The sequence below is a fragment of the Microvirga sp. P4_G7 genome, from assembly GCF_056401005.1.
The window spans coordinates 1-1,184 of sequence record NZ_JBFUKD010000922.1 but is presented as its reverse complement, the minus strand read 5'-3'; the positions used below and the strand labels follow the sequence as shown (position 1 = coordinate 1,184).

1 protein-coding gene and 1 pseudogene are annotated in these 1,184 nt (G+C 58.9%); both read left to right on the top strand.

Features of this window, described 5'->3' with window-relative positions; translation table 11 throughout:
• Positions 1–123 (top strand): annotated as a pseudogene (locus AC1DT3_RS21930) (serine O-acetyltransferase); the annotation flags it as partial.
• 139 nt (positions 124–262) lie between these two features.
• A partial coding sequence (locus AC1DT3_RS21925) for an acyltransferase family protein (protein WP_477467287.1) occupies positions 263–1,184 on the top strand: 922 nt, incomplete at its 3' end.

The following is a 1,184-nucleotide window of genomic DNA, read 5'->3' as shown; positions in this document are numbered from 1 at the left end:
GTGGTGCTCCAGGCTGTTCCGCACAACGCCACGGTTGCCGGTGTCCCGGCCAAGGTGATCGGCAGCGCGGGCTGCGCCGAACCTTCACGCTCGATGGATCATTTCCTGATGGAAGGCATCTAATTGAATGTGGCCGACGTTCTGGCGGCTGGCGCGGGAAGCGTTATCAGTAAGGTCTGATTTCGGCCGTTCCTCGCCGACGAATTGCACCTCCGGCGGAAATTGGGTATTGCATCCGCCCTAAACCGCCGCCGAGGTTGTCATGAAGCTGAACGAATCCGTCCGGAAAGCCTTCCGGCCGGCACTGAGCTATGACGAATTCTCAAAAACCAAAAGTTTTTCCGGCCTCGACGGAATTCGAGCGATCGCGGTTGCGCTCGTTCTGACCATCCATTACGGCGGGCCCAATTGGGCTTGGCTGTCAGGGTGGCTCGGCGTTCAGATCTTCTTCGTCCTGTCCGGATTCCTGATCACAACACTCCTTTTGCGCGAGGAGGCCGCAAACGGCCGCGTGTCCATCCCAGCGTTCTTCATCCGCCGCGTCTTCCGTATCGCACCCGTCTACTTCTTCCTATTGATTATCTTCGGCGCGCAATCTTATTACATCGGAAGGGCGTACTGGACGATGTTCGTAGACGCGCTGCCCTACTATGTTTCGCTCATGAACGAGTATCGGTTCGGAAATTGGGGGCCGACTTGGACGCTCGGAATCGAGTGGAAATTTTACCTCGCGTGGCCGGTCCTGGCGTTCGCGCTGCCCCTGCGCGTCACGATGCGCATCTTGCTAGCGTCCGCGTGCGTCGCTTTGATGTTTCTCAACTGGCACGTGCCCTGGCTCTTCGCGTACCACTACACCGTTCTCCTGTGGGGCGCCTTGCTTGCGCTGGTTCTCAACACCCGGACGGGGTTCGCGATTTTTCAGCCGTTCATGACGCCGATCGGCGCCTTGGTAGCGACCGCACTCCTCGTCTGCACACAGGCAGTTTCGTTCCCCCTCAACGTAAAGCTTGGTGATGCGAGCATGGGCGCTGTCTACGGCCTGATTTTCGTTCCATTCCTCGTCGCTTCTCTCGCTGCAACGCCGTTGCGCACGGTTCTCAGCCACCCGGCACTGTCGTTCATAGGCCAACGTTCCTACTCGATCTATCTTGTGCAGGTGATGGCGCACCAGGCCGTCTCCGGCG